Here is a 13,116-nt window from a genome sequence, read left to right as displayed (position 1 = left end):
GGACGCCGTGTCCGGCCGGTCTGTCATTGGTAGAGGTAGCAGCGCACGAAGTGGTTGTCGGCGAGCTTGCTGACGGGGGGCAGGGTCTCCTTGCAGCGGGGCATCGCCTGATTGCAGCGCCCGGCAAAGGGGCAGCCGCAGGACTCCGGCGTCCAGAGCGGGATCTCCCCCTTACGGCCCCCCTCCAGCTCGGCGTGGATGCTCTTCTCGGGGTCCGGCACCGCCGAGATGAGCAACTGGGTGTAGGGGTGCTGGGGGTGGTGCAGGATCTCGTCCACCTCACCCCACTCCACCATGTGCCCCACGTACATCACCGCCAGATCTTCGGCCACGTAGCGGGCGGTGGCGATGTCGTGGGTGATGTAGAGCATGGAGACCCCGAGCTCATCCTTCATCTGCTCCATCAGGTTGAGGATGCCGATGCGAATGGAGACGTCGAGCATGGAGGTGGGCTCGTCGGCCAGCACCACTTCGGCCTCCACCGCCAGGTTGCGGGCGATGTTGACCCGCTGGCGCTGGCCGCCGGAGAGCTGGTGCGGGTACTTGGCCGCGGTGGCCTTGGCGGGGGTGAGCCCCACCTTCTCCAGCAGGCCATAGACCATGTCGGGCAGGTCTTTCTTGTCGATCACCTTGCTGTGCAGCAGCAGGGGGCGGGCGATGTGGTGGTAGATGGTGTGGGTCGGGTTCAGCGAACCGAATGGGTCTTGCCACACCATCTGCACGCTCTGGCGGTAGTCGAGCAGGGCAGTGCCCTTGTTGAACTCCTCGAGGTCGCGGCCGCGATAGAGGATGCGGCCGCCAGAGAGCTTGTACATCTTGGCGATGATCTTGGCGATGGTGCTCTTGCCGGAGCCGGACTCTCCCACCACCGCCAGGGCGCGGCCCCGGTGCAGGTTGAAGGTGATGTCCGAGAGGGCCCGCATCTTGCCGCTCTTGATGGCGTTGGAGTTGACGGGGAAGTCCTTGTAGAGGTGCTGGACTTCGATGATGGGGGCGTCGGTTTGGGCGATTTGCATGACAGACATCCTTAACAGCCAGCGGCCTTGTCCAGATAGATCAGGGGATCTTGTTGCTCATCCTGCGCCTCATAGAGGTGGCAGGCGGTTTGTTGGCCGGGGCGGATCTCGGCCAGTTTGGTGTACTGCTGGCGGCAGCGCTCGTGCACCCTGGCACAGCGGGCCTGAAAGCGGCAGCCCACCGGCACCTCCAGCAGGTTGAGCGGGGTGCCCGGGATCCCTTCCAGCACCGTCTTGGGCCCGTGCAGAGGCGGGAAGGAGTTGCCGAGCCCCTTGGTATAGGGGTGCAGCGGCGCGGTCAGGATCGCCTTGGCCGGCGCCACCTCCACCAGTTCACCGGCATACATGATGCCGATGCGATCGCAGAACTCCACCATGAGCGACAGGTCGTGGGTGATGAACAGGATGGAGAAGTTGAACTTCTCTTTCAGCGCATAGACCTTCTGCAGGATCTCCCGCTGCACCACCACGTCGAGCGCCGTGGTCGGCTCATCCATGATGAGCAGCTCGGGGTTGAGCGCCATGGCGATGGCGATGACCAGCCGCTGGCGCATGCCGCCGGAGAACTGGTGCGGGTAGTCCTTGAGCCGGCTCGGGTGGATGTCGACGATGGCGAGCAGCTCCTGGGCACGCTTGATCGCCTCGTAGCGAGTCAACCCAGGGTTGTGGGCCAGCAGTACGTCGCAGAACTGCTCCTCCATGCGCAGCACCGGGTTGAGCGCATTCATGGCGGACTGGAACACCACCGACACCTGCTGCCAGCGGTAGGATCGCAGCCGCTCGTCACCGTAATGGAGGATGTTCTCCCCCTTGAACAGGATCTCGCCGCCGCTGATGTAGGCGGGCGGCTTGTGCAGCCGCGCCACCGAGAAGGCGACGGTGGACTTGCCGCAGCCCGACTCGCCGGCTAGGCCGAACACTTCACCGGGGGCGATGTCGAAGCTGACCGAGTTGACGGCGCGCACGTCGCCGCTCTCGGTGATGTAGTCGACGCAGAGGTTGCGTACCGACAGCAGGGGTTGTTGCGATCTCATGCTGTCTTCTCCTGTACGGCCGGCACCGGCGTGGTGACGGGGGCGGCGAGTTTCTTCCAGCGATTGAGCCCCTTGTGGGAGCGCAACTGCGGGTTGGCGATTTCATCGATGGCGAAGTTGAGCAGGGCCAGGCCGGCACCCAGCGTTGCGATGGCGAAGCAGGGGGCCAGGATCTCCCACCAGGCGCCGACCAGGATGGCGCTGGAGGTCTGGGCGTTGTAGAGCATGATGCCCCAGCTCACTACGGTGGGGTCGCCCAGGCCGAGGAACTCCAGGGTTGCCTCGGTGACGATGGCGTAGATGATGGAGCCGATGAAGCTCACTCCGATGATGGAGATGAGGTTAGGCAGAATTTCCACCAGGATGATGCGCCAGGCCGGCTCGCCCAGCACCTCGGCGGCGATGACGAACTCTTTCTCCCGCAGCGCCAGGGTCTGGGCCCGGATGACGCGCGCGCCATAGGCCCAGGAGGTAAAGCCTATGATGAGCGCGATCACCGTCGGCGACGCCTCCCCGATGAAACTTGCCAGCACCAGCAGCAAGGGGAGGTTGGGGATCACCAGCACCACGTTCATCAGGAAGGTGAGGCACTCGTCTATGACGCCACCGAAGTAGCCGGCGGTGATGCCGACCGTGATGGCGAGGGCGCACACCAGAATGCCGGCACCGAAGCCCACCATCAGGGAGATGCGGGCGCCGTTGGTGAACTGGGCCCAGATGTCGTGACCCATGCGGGTGGTGCCCATCACGTACTCGGTACTGGGCGGCTGGTGCGGGCGGGAGACCCGCTTGGTCGGCTCGTAGCTGGCCAGCAGCGGGGCGAACAACGCCATCAGCACGAAGCTGACCACGATGAAGAGGCCGCAGGCGGCCTTCTTGTTGCCCAGCAGGATTTTCAGAATAGTCGGCATGCGCATCTTATTTGCCTCCGGTACGCAGACGGGGATCCAGGAAGACGTAGAGCACGTCGGCCAGGAAGTTGAAGCTGAGCATGGTGATGGTCATGATGAGCAGCTGCCCCTGAATGAGCGGGTAGTCGCGGGCCAGAATGCCCTGATAGAGGGTCAGACCCAGTCCCGGGTAGTTGAAGATCACCTCGGTGATGAGAGATCCGCCGATGACGAAGCCCAGCGCCATGGAGAGGGCGGTGACGCTTGGCAAGATGGCGTTGCGGGCGCCGTAGTTGAAGATCACCCGGTTGCTGGAGAGCCCCTTGGCCTTGGCCATGGTGATGTAGTCCTCGCCCAGCAGGTTGATCATGTTGTTGCGCATGGTGATGAGAAAGCCCCCCACCTGCACCATGGCCAGGGTGCCTACCGGCATGATGGCGTGGGTCAGGATGCTCTTGATGTGCTCCCAGCCCCAGTCAGGCTTGATCTCCGGGCTGTAGGCGTAGCCAATCGGCAGCCATTCCAGACTCACCCCGAACAGGAAGAGCGCCAGCAGCGAGATGACCACCGGCGGAATGGCCTGCATCACCAGGGTGAGCGGGGAGAGGAAGCTGTCCATGCGTCCGCCCCGGTGCCAGGCGGCGAAGATGCCGACGATGGAACCGATGGAGAAGCTCAGGATGGTGGAGGTGCCCACCAGGAACAGGGTCCAGCCGATGGCGCGGCCGAGCACGTCGGCGACCGGTTGGGGGTAGTAGCGCACCGAGGTGCCGAGATCCCAGGTGAAGACACTCTTCACATAGGTGAGAAATTGGGTGCCGATGGGGCCGTCCACGAACCCGAAGGTGGCCTTGAGGGCTTCCAGGGCGGCGGGTTCCATCATGGCGCCGGCCCGGGCAAACATGACGGAGACGGGATCCCCCGGCATGGCTCTGGGTAGCAGGAAGTTGATGGTGGCGGCCACCAGAAAGGCGACCAGATAGAAGGAAAAGCGTCTCAGTATGAATCCCATGATGATACCTTTTACTGCTGGTCCGCCCCGCGCCGGGCATAGTTACCCCAACCCCGGCAGAGCCGGGAAAAAAGGGGGATGGGCGGGGAAGAGGGCCCCCCGCAGGGGGCCGGGATTGATTAGCTGTTCGGCTTGAGTGACAACACGTGCAGCAGACGCTCCGGGGTGTCCGGGTGAACCTGCGGCTTGGCGACCGGGTTGTCGGCACTGAACCAGCCGTGGAAACGCTTGGTGCTGTATTCGTACCAGGTCGGGTTGTTGAACACCGGGATGATGGTCTGGTTGGCACCGACCCTGTCCTGGATCTCGAACATGATCTCCTTCTGCTTGGCGGCATCGGCGGTCTGGGTAAAGTCGTCGATCAGCTTGTCCAGCGCCGGATCCTTGTAGCGGGGCGCCGCAAAGCGGTTGCCGCGCTCACCCATGTTGCGGGAGTGGAAAGCCGTCTCGAAGTACTTGTGCGGGTTGGCACCGGCAAAGTAACCCTGCAGGGCGACGTCGAAGTCACCGGTGATCAGGTTTTCAGTCCAGACGGTGGCTTCCGGGGTAGCGGTCTTGGCGTTCAGGCCCAGTGCCTGCAGCCCTTCCACGCCGATCTGGGCGGTGTTGACCCAGTCGGTCCAGCCGTTCGGTACCAGCACCTTGAACTCGATCTTCTGGCAGGTGGGGGTGTCGAGGAATTTGTCGCCGTCACAATCCTTGTAGCCGGCCTGTTTCAGCAGGGCCTTGGCGCCTTCCAGATCGAACTTGTTGTACTTGCCGTACTTCTTGTCCACTTCCGGGTTGTTCCAGGAGTCAAAGGCTTTGCCGAGCCCTGACGGGTACTCGTTGACGGTGGGGTAGCCATAGCCCGCGATATCCACCATGGACTGGCGATCCATCGCCATGGAGAAGGCGCGACGGAAGTTGATGTCGTTGAAGGCTTCGTGGTTGCCCGGTTTCTTGGCCTGGAAGTTGACGTTGAACGCCACCGTGCCGGAGGCCGGGAACCAGTACTTGTTGTTCTTCGGATCGTTGCCGACGTAGAGGCGCTCGATGTCCGGCACGAAGGAGCCGAACCAGTCCACGTCACCCTTCATCACAGCGGCCAGTACCTGGTCGTTGGTGGCCATCTGCGGCATGCGCAGGCAGTCGATGGAGAGGTTGGCGTTGTCCCAATAGTGCGGGTTGCGGCACTGGGTGTAGAGCTGGGCGGAGAAGTTGTCCACTTCGGTGAAGGGACCGGTGCCGACCGGCTTGTCGTTGGTGAAGGCGACCGGGTCTTTCACCGATTTCCACTGGTGCTCGGGCACGATGGGTACCAGTACCAGATCGTTCACCACGTTGGTGTTGACGTCGGTCAGCTCGAACTTGACCTTGTTGGGGGCCAGCTTCTCGACGCTCTTGATCTGGGTCCAGATTGAGCGCTCGTCCAGCGCCTTGTTGGCCTTGACCAGATTGAAGGAGAACAGGATGTCATCGGCGGTAAAGGGCTGACCGTCCGACCACTTCACGCCGTCACGCAGATCGAAGGTGACGGACTTGAGGTCCTTGCTGAACTCGTAGTGGGTGGCCAGACGATAGACGGGTTTGCCACCCTGCATATCGTTGAAGATCACCAGCGGTTCATAGATGAAGTGACGAGTGGTGTGCAACAGACCCGCTTGCAGGAAGGGGTTGAAGTTCTTGACCCACGCGGTCTCCTGTTGTGCGACCAGAGTCAGCACCGTCTTGTTGTCGGCCGCCATGGCGTTGCCGGCAGCGCCGGCAAGCATCATGGTGCCCAGCATTACAGCAGTAGAGATTTTGGATACTTTGGCAAGCATATTATTTCCTTTCTTATTTATATTCCTTGTTTGGATTTGAGCACCGACTTCGCATGCTGGGGAGGTCGGCCCTCAATGTTGGCCAGGTTTTGCACCCTTGTAGTTGTGTCATCCAACGTCCCTAGCAAAGCAGAGTTAACAGGAAAACAACAACTGTTCAGATCGTCGATATCGTAAAAATCGACGCCTTCACGTCAATTTCGTCAAAACCGCTTTTAACTCGATTTAAATCATCAGGTTATGTTAATTGCTTTGGCGTAATAAGTCCCTGTCAATCGATCTTCCATGACAATTGTGTGAATTGGATCGGCTCTCGTTTTGACGTATGGCGAAGGCTTAATTCTGCACAAAAAAAAACCGCCCCGGCAAGTGTGAGCCAGGGCGCAGATTGGGCGGTGGATATCAGGGTTTGCGGTTGGCGAGCTGACGCAGGGTCTGGGCGCTGTGGTGCAGCTGCTGGCGCTGAGCCTCGTTGAGCGGGCCGTGGCTCAGCACATACTCGGCGGTGGCGACCACCGTTTTCCAGCGCGGCGCCTTGGGCAGGGTATCCAGGCTCAGGTACTTGTCGAGGGTGCGGGTCTGCGGGCTGGAGCGGTCCATGTAGACCCGCCACAGCTTGCTCTTCTCCGCCAGCACTATCTTGCCCTTGCCGGTGCTCTGCTGCCAGGCATCCAGGGTGAGCCGCATGGTGTCCACCAGGGCGCGGCGCAGGGGCTCGTCATCCTGCTGGCGGATGAGGTCGTCGGCGAGCGAGCGGAACTCCCCGCCCAGCCGGCTCAGCTCGCCCAGCAGCTGGCCATCCTCGATGATGGCCTGGCGTGACAGGCTCTTGAGGGCGTTCTCCAGCGCCATCACCCGGTTCTCGTCCTGGCGCAGTTCGGTGCTGAGGGTGAGGGCGAAGGCGGCCTGGCCCCCCAGGCTGATGGGCAGGGCGCGGGCATTGAGTTCGTCTTTCTGGCCGACCACCAGAAATGTCAGCTGCTGTTCCCCCCGATCGTGCAGATCGGGCCACTGGCTGGTGAGCGGGCTGGCCAGCCAGTCGTCCAGCGGTTGCCCCTCCATGGCTTCCGGCTCCTGGCCCAGCAGGCGGGCCAGCGCCCGCGAGGCGAACAGCACTGTGCCCTGACCATCGATGAACACCATGGGGTCGGCCCCTTCGCCGAGCAGACCCAGCAGCCGCTCCTGATCCTGATGCAGCTGCTCCTGCAGCAGCAGACGGTGCTCTATCTCCTGCTTGAGCAAGCGGTTCTCCACCAGAGAGGCGCGCCCGGCGCTGGCTTCCAGCAGGGCCCTGACCCGGGCGAACAGCTCCTCCTTGCAGAAGGGTTTGACCAGATAGTCGTTGGCGCCGGCGTTGAAGCCCTCCTCGATGTCCTTGGGCTGGTTGAGGGCGGTGAGCAGCAGTACCGGCAGCTTCTCCTTGGGGTGCTGCTGGCGCAGCCGGCGGCAGACGTCGAAACCGGAGAGGGTGGGCATCATCACGTCCAGCAGGATGAGGTCGACCGGCTCCTGAGCCAGCTTGGCCAGTGCATCGTGGCCGTCGCTGCTGGGCAGGATGCGATAACCGCAGGGCTGCAGCAGGTGGCGCAGTATGTGCAAATTGATGGGCTCGTCGTCCACCACCAGAATGAGAGGCGCATCCTCGGGGGGAGGGGGGAGGTCATCGCTCTCCCAGTCCGGCAGGATCAGCGGTTGCTGGCGCACCAGCTGGTGCTCGATCTGGCGGCTGTCCAGCGTCAGGCTGCCCGCCTTGCCGCTGGCGAGCGGCAGGGTGAAGGCGAAGGTGGAGCCGACGCTCGGCTCGCTCTCCACAAACAGCTCGCCCCCCATCAGGTGCACCAGCTGGCGGGTGATGGAGAGGCCGAGGCCGGCCCCCTGCTTGCTGACCTCCGGGCTCATCTGCACCAGCGGCTCGAAGATGTGTTCCAGGTGGTCCTTGGCAATGCCGATGCCGGTGTCGGTCACCTTGATGCGCAGGAAGTTGCCTTCCACCAGGGCGCTCAGCACCACCTTGCCCTGCGGCGTGTACTTGATGGCATTGCCCACCAGGTTGTAGAGCACCTGTTCGAGCCGCTGCTCGTCGGCCAGCACCGGTGGCAGCTCCACCGGGCTGATGTCAACCAGAGTCAGCGGCTTGGCCTGTACCAGGTGCTGGCAGAGATCCAGTACCAGCCTAATGACCCCCTTGGAGGAGACCGGCTGGGGGTGGATCTCCAGCTGGCCGTAGCGCATCTGGTGGTAGTCGAGCAGATCATCCACCAGCCGGGCCAGGCCGTCGGCGCTCTTGATGATGAGCCCCAGCTGTTTTTGCTGTCCTTCGGTCAAGTCCTGCTGGCTGGCGAGCATGGATTCGGCCATCCCCTTGATGCCGTGAATGGGGGTGCGCAGCTCGTGGGAGGTGTTGGCCAGCAGTTCATCCTTGAGCTTGTCCGCCTGCTGCAGGCTGAGGTTCTGCTTGTGGGTCAGCTTGACCTGCTGTTGCAGCTCCTGGGTCTGGCGCTCGATGAGTTCGATCTTGTCCTTCACCGAGCGCTGCATGTGGCGAAACGCCTGGGCGAGCCGGTCGATGTCGTCGTCGGTACGTTCGATGGCGATGGGGTGATCCAGCGCACCGTCGGCCACCTGCTCGGCGGCGGCAGTGAGGGAGCGCAGCGGCGCCGTGATGGAGTGGGAGAGCCAGCGGGAGAAGAGGATCAGCAGCAGCAATGAGCCTGCCCCCAGCAGGATCACCAGGGTCTCCAGCTGGCGGATGGGGCGATAGGCCTCGCTGGTGGAGATCTCGGCGATGAAGGCCCACTCGGTGTCGAACACCTTCACCTGGGTGTAGGCGGCCAGCACCTCGTCATCGTGGTAGGAGCGAAACAGCCCGACCCCCTGCTCGCCGGAGAGCGCCTTGACCACCAGCGGGGTCTGTAGCGGCCGGAAGTTGGGGCTGAAGCTATTCTCCACGCTGAATTCAGGCGCCAGCCAGGCGTTGGCGCGCATCCGCTTGTCCGGGCCGATGAGGATGGTCTCGCCGGTCTCGCCCAGTCCTTCCCGCTCCGCCATGATCTGGTTGAGCTTGTCAGGCAGCAGCTCGAAGATCACCACGCCGCGCACATAGTCGTATTGCATCACGGGGGCGGCCATGTAGGCGACCACCTGGCCGGTCAGCTCGTTGCGGCCAAAATCGGTGAACTCGAAGATCTGCTGCGGCTTCTGGCCACCGTCGAGGCGCCGCTTGATCTTGGCGAAGGTGCTGCCAAGGCCGCTCGACTGGTAGGGGCCGGAGAGCAGGTTGGTGGCGAAGTTGGCATGTTTGGTGACCGAATAGACCACGTCGCCGTTGAGATCGATGAGAAAGATGTCGCTGTAGTTGGACTTGCGCACCATGTCGGCGTAGCCGCGGTGAAAGCGCTGGTGCACCCGGCCGTACATCTCGTCAGCCAGGATCAGGGCGCTGATGGAGGGTTCGATGTCGCTGGTGCTGTCGGGTTTTTGCAGCTGATCCCAGGAGCCCGGCACATAGCGGGCCTGGGCGCGGGCGCGGGCCTCCTGCGGTGTGGTGCCGAGTTTCTCGAAGGCACCGGTGAAGCCATAGAAGCGACCAATACTGTTGCCGGCAAAATCCTGCTGGGAGAAGTTGATGATCTGCTCTTTGAGGTTGCCGAAATAGTCTTCCAGCTGGTTCTTCTTGATGTTGCGAACGGAAACCAGATGGTTGGAAGTCTGGGTGGTGAGATCCTTGCCGTGGCTATAGAGGAAAAACAGGGTGACGACCAGGAAGGGCACCATGGCTAGCATGAAAAATGCCAGCATCAGCTGCGGCCTGAGCCCACGGGGCTTGAAGATCCATTTCATCGGGTGATTTTCAATTGAGAATCCGGTTACTAACCGCAGCAAGTCTCTGACTAAAGGCTAATCATTTCAATGACTTTATCTCAAATTCGCCTGTGGGGTCACAGCCTGGTGCGGATTTTTTGGGCAAGCCGTCTAAACCCTGAGCAAACAGCACGGGAAAGGGCTCAAAGTGCGAAAAAAGGGTTGTGCCCGCGCTCGGGGTACGTATAATGCGCCTCGTTGTCAGGCAACTGGCAGCAAGCAGTACAGGCGGGAATAGCTCAGTTGGTAGAGCACGACCTTGCCAAGGTCGGGGTCGCGAGTTCGAGTCTCGTTTCCCGCTCCAATCTTCCATGGCACCAATCATGGATATCACTTTCAAGGCAATGCCTTGTCAGCATGGCGCGTTAGCAAAGCGGTTATGCAGCGGATTGCAAATCCGTTTAGTCCGGTTCGACTCCGGAACGTGCCTCCATCTTCTCCTCGTTTCATTTCTTAAAGCATTTCATCACACCAGCCCGGTGTGGATCACTCTGCTCAATATCCTTGCTGCAACAACAGCTGCTCACAGCCCTGTTGCTGCCACTCCCGTTCCAGATAGCGGTTGACCTGCGTCAGGTCTTGTCCCCGGTATTGAAACTGCACTTCGGCCGAGTGTTCGGTCACATCCATCATCTTCTGTTTCAACTGGCCGCATTGCCACATGCTGACGGTGGGCGCTCCCTTGTAGGCCAGCGTGATGCTGTCGGCCTGGTTGAGCTGCCAATCTTGCCATTCCGACCAGAGCAGCAGGCCCAGTATCCCTATGATCGCCATTTCTGCGGGTTTCATCGTACCGACTCCATCTTGAGTGCCAACTCATTAAATCTGGTCGACGGGAGCTGCTTTGCCAGCTTTTGTTGCTTGTAAGTTAATATATGTAACCCAATTTCACTTTAAGGCTTTTAAGGGATCTTTTTGCAAAAAAGTGGGAATCTTGGTGTAGTAATCCTACAAATTGTGGAGTAATCTTTGCTCAGTGGTCTTACCAGCAAGGAGTTCTATCATGTTTCATCCCTATTCCCTGACTCAGATAATTCTTCGTCGCATCTATGTGCTGCTGGTGGGTATGCTGGCTTTCCCCGTGATGCTGTTTCGCAGCGATCGGGCCCGTTTCTACAGCTATCTGCACCGGATCTGGAACAAGACCAGCACCAAGCCGGTATGGCTCAAGATGAGCGAGCGTGGCGAGCGGATCTTCTACTAAGTCAGGTTTCAAGTGAAAAAGACAGCTGCGGCTGTCTTTTTTGTCATTAAGTATCGGCCGCCGATGCCCGCGCGGTTGTATCGTGCCAATCAGACCCCGCCCTCTGGCGGGGTTTTTTATTGCCTGCATCCCGGGGATTGGCGGAAACAGGGTGGCGCAGTGCACATCTGCATGGTGAAAGTTCATTTGAAAGGGGAATGGAATAACCCTTTAAAAACAGTCTGTTGCCAATTGTGTTTTTTATAGATGTGCCGATTTTGCATTTTTTTTGAAATCAATTCGCCGGCGCTCCGGTTCTATGGAGGGCATCCGGTCGTGACCGATCGGGCACACCACACACAATCAGAAGGAACAGAGAATGAACATTAAAAAGAGCACTGCCATCGCCTCCGCCATGACCGGTCTGCTGGCCCTCGGCGCCCAGTTCGTCGCCGCCCCGGCCATGGCGGCTGATGAAAAGGAGAAGTGCTACGGGGTGGTGAAGGCGAGCAAGAACGACTGCGCGACCAAGACCAGCTCCTGTGCCGGTACCGCCAAGATGGATGCCCAGGGTGACGCCTTCGTGGTGGTGCCCAAGGGGCTGTGCGAGAAGCTGGCGGGCGGCTCGCTGCAACCCAAGTAAGGCTGGGTGCCACGGTGTTGCCTCAGGGGCACCGTGGCCTTCTTTTGGCTGGTTTGCAGCGAGGCTTTGCGATGAACCCCTTGATTGGTATTGGATTGCGCACGCCCCATTACGACGAGATATTGCGCACCCTGCCGGCGGTTGGCTGGCTGGAGGTGCACAGCGAAAATTACTTTGAACGTCACAGCCGGGGTTTTCAGGTGCTGAGCGAGCTGGCCCGGCACTATCCCGTCAGCCTGCACGGTGTCGGCATGTCGCTGGGCTCGGCTGATGGGCTCGATCTTGAACATCTGGCCAGCCTCTCGGCGCTGGCCCGCGCCATCAAACCGGTGCGCATCTCGGAACACCTCAGCTGGGGCAGTATTGGGGGGCGCCACTTCAACGATCTGCTGCCGGTCCCCTATACCCGGGAGAGCCTGCTCAACATGAGCGACAAGATCATGCAGGTGCAGCAGGCGCTCGGCTGCCGTCTGCTGATCGAGAACCCCTCTTCATACCTGCAACTGGCGGGGGAGATGCCGGAGTGGGAGTTTCTGGCGGAGCTGCAGCGGCGCAGCGACTGCGCCATCCTGCTCGACCTCAACAACCTCTATGTCAGTGCCTTCAACCACGGCTTTGCATGCCGCGACTATCTGGCTGCCATCGACATCGCTACGGTGGGCGAAATTCACTTGGCCGGTTTTACCGATCAGTCCCTGCCGCAGGGGCACCTCTATATCGATACCCACAGCGCGCCGGTGAGCGAGCCGGTGTGGGCCCTTTATGCCGAGATCTGCCGCCAGCGTGCCATTCCCACCCTGATCGAGTGGGATCTCGAGATCCCGCCGCTCCCCGTGTTGTTGGCAGAGGCCGAACGCGCGAGCGCCATGCTGGACGCCGCCATGGCCACCTATCTTGTGCCGGAGGCCGCCCATGTCTGAGCTGGCTCGCCGGCAGCAGCAGTTTGCCGAGGGGTTGCTTGGCCAGAGCGAGGCCATCCTGCCCCACATCCACTCCCGTCTCTTTACGGCGGATGCCGTGCTGCAGGTCTATCGCAACCACTTCATCCTGAGCCTTGGCGAGGTGCTGGCGGGCAGCTACCCGGCCGTCAAAGCCGTGGTGGGGGAGGCGTTTTTCGACGCCGCGGCGCGCGGCTTCGTGCTGGCAGAGCCGCTCTGCGAAGGGAGCGTGATGCACTACGGCGCCGGCTTTGGCGACTGGCTTGCCCGGCTGCCGACCACCGCCGAACTACCCTGGCTGGGGGAGCTGGCCCGCTTCGAGTGGGCACTGGAGCGCACCAGTTTGCTGGCCCCCGAGAAGCGCCGCTGGCCGGCCGAGCGGGTGGCCGCCCTGCCGCCAGCTGCCTGGCAGACGCTGGTGCTGATCCCGGCCTGCGATCTGTCTCTGTTCGACAGCCCGTGCCCGGTTGATACCCTCTGGCAGATGGCCCTGCACGAGGGCGAGACAGTGCAGGATCTGGCCGCTCCCGCCTGGCTTGCCCTACAGAAACAGCCCGATTGCCGGGTCTTGCCGCTGAGCCTGAGCGAAGGAGAGTGGCGCCTGCTGGATGGCTGCCGCCGGGGCATTGCCCTGTCGGCCCTTCTGGCACGGGACTCGCAGGCTGCAGAGTCTCTGACCCGCCTCGTCACCCTGGGCCTGCTGGTCGATGTGACTTCAACGCTGGAGTAAATTC

The 13,116-nt window shown here is 61.5% G+C and carries 11 protein-coding genes and 2 tRNA genes; 6 read left to right on the top strand and 7 right to left on the bottom strand.

Annotated elements, in window-relative coordinates; translation table 11 throughout:
- Positions 1-23: 23 nt before the first annotated feature.
- The 6 genes from QLG02_RS02010 to QLG02_RS01985 form a co-directional block, all read right to left on the bottom strand.
- Positions 24-1,016, bottom strand: a complete 993-nt coding sequence (locus QLG02_RS02010; RefSeq protein ID WP_016351558.1) for an ABC transporter ATP-binding protein — start codon at positions 1,014-1,016, stop codon at positions 24-26.
- Positions 1,017-1,027: 11 nt separating this feature from the next.
- Positions 1,028-2,050, bottom strand: a complete 1,023-nt coding sequence (locus QLG02_RS02005; protein WP_226032127.1) for an ABC transporter ATP-binding protein — start codon at positions 2,048-2,050, stop codon at positions 1,028-1,030.
- On the bottom strand, positions 2,047-2,967 hold the full coding sequence (locus tag QLG02_RS02000; protein ID WP_016351557.1) for an ABC transporter permease: 921 nt from the start codon (positions 2,965-2,967) through the stop codon (positions 2,047-2,049). Before QLG02_RS02000 ends, QLG02_RS02005 begins: the two co-directional genes overlap by 4 nt.
- 1 nt (position 2,968) lies before the next feature.
- Positions 2,969-3,952, bottom strand: coding sequence for an ABC transporter permease (locus QLG02_RS01995; protein WP_011706883.1), 984 nt, complete (start codon positions 3,950-3,952; stop codon positions 2,969-2,971).
- 119 nt (positions 3,953-4,071) lie between these two features.
- Positions 4,072-5,757 (bottom strand): ABC transporter substrate-binding protein, encoded by a 1,686-nt coding sequence (locus tag QLG02_RS01990; RefSeq protein ID WP_011706882.1) that lies wholly within the window; start codon positions 5,755-5,757, stop codon positions 4,072-4,074.
- Positions 5,758-6,159: 402 nt separating this feature from the next.
- Entirely contained in the window at positions 6,160-9,597 is a 3,438-nt protein-coding gene (locus QLG02_RS01985; RefSeq protein WP_282464376.1) for an ATP-binding protein, read from the bottom strand.
- A gap of 249 nt (positions 9,598-9,846) precedes the next feature.
- Between QLG02_RS01985 and QLG02_RS01980 the strand changes: the two genes are divergently transcribed.
- Positions 9,847-9,922 (top strand) — tRNA-Gly (locus tag QLG02_RS01980).
- Positions 9,923-9,977: 55 nt separating this feature from the next.
- Positions 9,978-10,051, top strand: a tRNA-Cys gene (locus QLG02_RS01975).
- Positions 10,052-10,113: 62 nt separating this feature from the next.
- Here the strand turns inward: QLG02_RS01975 and QLG02_RS01970 are convergent.
- Positions 10,114-10,407, bottom strand: coding sequence for a hypothetical protein (locus QLG02_RS01970; RefSeq protein WP_011706880.1), 294 nt, complete (start codon positions 10,405-10,407; stop codon positions 10,114-10,116).
- Between the two features lie 214 nt (positions 10,408-10,621).
- Between QLG02_RS01970 and QLG02_RS01965 the strand changes: the two genes are divergently transcribed.
- From QLG02_RS01965 to QLG02_RS01950, 4 genes are all read left to right on the top strand, one after another.
- Positions 10,622-10,822 carry a YbfA family protein gene (locus QLG02_RS01965; RefSeq protein WP_011706879.1) on the top strand — a complete coding sequence of 67 codons (201 nt, stop codon included), beginning with the start codon at positions 10,622-10,624 and terminating at the stop codon, positions 10,820-10,822.
- A gap of 358 nt (positions 10,823-11,180) precedes the next feature.
- Positions 11,181-11,444: a DUF2282 domain-containing protein gene (locus QLG02_RS01960; RefSeq protein WP_101150165.1), complete on the top strand. Its 264-nt coding sequence runs from the start codon at positions 11,181-11,183 to the stop codon at positions 11,442-11,444.
- Positions 11,445-11,515: 71 nt separating this feature from the next.
- A complete protein-coding gene (locus QLG02_RS01955) occupies positions 11,516-12,364 on the top strand; it encodes a DUF692 domain-containing protein (RefSeq protein WP_282464375.1) in 849 nt (282 codons plus the stop codon).
- Positions 12,357-13,112 carry a DNA-binding domain-containing protein gene (locus tag QLG02_RS01950; RefSeq protein WP_282464374.1) on the top strand — a complete coding sequence of 252 codons (756 nt, stop codon included), beginning with the start codon at positions 12,357-12,359 and terminating at the stop codon, positions 13,110-13,112. The genes QLG02_RS01955 and QLG02_RS01950 overlap by 8 nt, the downstream gene beginning before the upstream one ends.
- Positions 13,113-13,116 lie beyond the last annotated feature (4 nt).

Origin of the sequence: Aeromonas sp. V90_14 (assembly GCF_029967615.1) — a bacterium.
In the GTDB taxonomy this organism is placed as follows: domain Bacteria; phylum Pseudomonadota; class Gammaproteobacteria; order Enterobacterales; family Aeromonadaceae; genus Aeromonas; species Aeromonas hydrophila.
The sequence above is the reverse complement of the archived record's forward strand: the minus strand, read 5'-3'. Positions and strand labels throughout refer to the sequence as shown.

Bases quoted from the DNA above. Each gene is read 5' to 3' on its own strand.
- QLG02_RS02010 (WP_016351558.1), bottom strand. From the start codon at position 1,016: ATGCAAATCGCCCAAACCGACGCCCCCATCATCGAAGTCCAGCACCTC.
- QLG02_RS02005 (WP_226032127.1), bottom strand. From the start codon at position 2,050: ATGAGATCGCAACAACCCCTGCTGTCGGTACGCAACCTCTGCGTCGAC.
- QLG02_RS02000 (WP_016351557.1), bottom strand. From the start codon at position 2,967: ATGCGCATGCCGACTATTCTGAAAATCCTGCTGGGCAACAAGAAGGCC.
- QLG02_RS01995 (WP_011706883.1), bottom strand. From the start codon at position 3,952: ATGGGATTCATACTGAGACGCTTTTCCTTCTATCTGGTCGCCTTTCTG.
- QLG02_RS01990 (WP_011706882.1), bottom strand. From the start codon at position 5,757: ATGCTTGCCAAAGTATCCAAAATCTCTACTGCTGTAATGCTGGGCACC.
- QLG02_RS01985 (WP_282464376.1), bottom strand. From the start codon at position 9,597: ATGAAATGGATCTTCAAGCCCCGTGGGCTCAGGCCGCAGCTGATGCTG.
- QLG02_RS01970 (WP_011706880.1), bottom strand. From the start codon at position 10,407: ATGAAACCCGCAGAAATGGCGATCATAGGGATACTGGGCCTGCTGCTC.
- QLG02_RS01965 (WP_011706879.1), top strand. From the start codon at position 10,622: ATGTTTCATCCCTATTCCCTGACTCAGATAATTCTTCGTCGCATCTAT.
- QLG02_RS01960 (WP_101150165.1), top strand. From the start codon at position 11,181: ATGAACATTAAAAAGAGCACTGCCATCGCCTCCGCCATGACCGGTCTG.
- QLG02_RS01955 (WP_282464375.1), top strand. From the start codon at position 11,516: ATGAACCCCTTGATTGGTATTGGATTGCGCACGCCCCATTACGACGAG.
- QLG02_RS01950 (WP_282464374.1), top strand. From the start codon at position 12,357: ATGTCTGAGCTGGCTCGCCGGCAGCAGCAGTTTGCCGAGGGGTTGCTT.